Raw genomic sequence first — 1021 nt, 5'->3', positions numbered from 1 at the left:
GCCGTGACTCACTCCATTCAGTACCGTTTGTAACTGATCAGGATTCAATTGGCCAAGAAAATTAAAAGCATTCATTCCATTCTTGATTGTATTATGCATATTAGGCTGATTGAGCTGTTGAACGGCAATCACCCCTACATCAACACGTTTTTCCAGCAGCCCGTTCACGGTATTCAAAACACCCATTTCATGAAGTTGCCCTACGATTCCGATTGTCGCCATGATCGCGTCCCGGTTTTCTGCCAAGGCTGCGACGATGTCCGTGACCGCTTTTGATTGCTCTGCTTCGGGATTAGGGGCTTCTTTTCTAATTTGCTTGATTGCTTTCGCCAAAATCATCACCTCCTAATTCGAATAACTCTGTAATGGGAGTAAAGTCTTCTCGTTTCCATTTTTCTTCCACTCTGACACTGATTTGAGGAAGACGGTTCCCGAATCGGTAGTTCACTTTCGGCAATGGTGATTCTCCCTTTTCTTCCAGTACCTCCATTTTCACACTCATTTCCTTATAGTTCGGTGTGTGGGTTACCGTATCATGATAACTGCTTGTCAGACGGTTAACCGCTTCCTCATCTTCTCGTGTATTCATCGTTAAGTATAATTCGTTCCCTGTTACACGTTCTGTGACTATCGCTCTTACCTTTACGTGACCATAAGGTGAGGTTAAACGAACGAGAGAGCCATCCTCGATTCCACGTTCCCGAGCAAGCTCCAGTGATACCTCAAGCCATGGGTGGGGAACCTTATGTGTCAGTCCCTCTGACTTGTACGTCATATTCCCTTCATGGAAATGCTCCAACAGTCGGCCATTATTTAAATGTAAATCATATTCAGCACCGGCTTCAAAAGGAGGAGTCCATTCAAGCGGAATGAGCCGTGCCTTACCATCTTCAAACGCGAACCCTTCTTCGAAAAGGATCGGCGTATCCGTACCATCTTTCGCAACCGGCCAGATTTGACTATTGAACCCTTCCAGTCTTTCATAGCTCACCCCGGCAAAATAACCAGCAAGACTCGCTGC

General features: G+C 45.8%; 2 protein-coding genes. Both read right to left on the bottom strand.

The genetic code is table 11. The features are described from left to right. Positions 1-333: DUF1641 domain-containing protein (locus CVN76_RS00795; RefSeq protein ID WP_100530081.1), on the bottom strand; the 333-nt coding region annotated here is incomplete at its 3' end. Continuing rightward, positions 308-1021: molybdopterin oxidoreductase family protein (locus tag CVN76_RS00790; protein ID WP_332850579.1), on the bottom strand; the 714-nt coding region annotated here is incomplete at its 5' end. The genes CVN76_RS00790 and CVN76_RS00795, both read right to left, overlap by 26 nt.

It is taken from the genome of Bacillus sp. mrc49, from assembly GCF_002803435.1.
The sequence above is the reverse complement of the archived record's forward strand: the minus strand, read 5'-3'. Positions and strand labels throughout refer to the sequence as shown.